Origin of the sequence: Psychroserpens mesophilus (genome assembly GCF_050617655.1) — a bacterium.
GTDB classification, from domain to species: domain Bacteria; phylum Bacteroidota; class Bacteroidia; order Flavobacteriales; family Flavobacteriaceae; genus Psychroserpens; species Psychroserpens mesophilus_A.
Genome location: NZ_JBODQC010000486.1, coordinates 1 through 238 on the forward strand (window position 1 = coordinate 1; position 238 = coordinate 238).

A 238-nucleotide genomic window follows, 5' to 3' on the forward strand; every position below is an offset into this window, starting at 1 on the left:
TATACCGCGTATTGCCGTCTTCCCCCTGTCACTGGCGGGTCTTCAGCCGGCCTTCCACATAAATCAGGTCGCCTTTGCCCAGGTACTTCTCGCATACCTCGGCAGCCTTGTTGCGAACCACGATGTTATGCCATTCCGTATTGGTGACTTTCTCCCCGGTCTGCCGGTTCGTATAGGATTCGTTCGTGGCGATGGGAAACCGGCCAATGCAGTTCCCTCCTTCAAAATAGTGCAACTT

1 pseudogene is annotated in these 238 nt (G+C 54.2%); it reads right to left on the reverse strand.

Features of this window, described 5'->3' with window-relative positions:
* Positions 1–31 precede the first annotated feature (31 nt).
* Positions 32–238 (reverse strand): annotated as a pseudogene (locus tag ACRHNM_RS18100) (single-stranded DNA-binding protein); the annotation flags it as partial.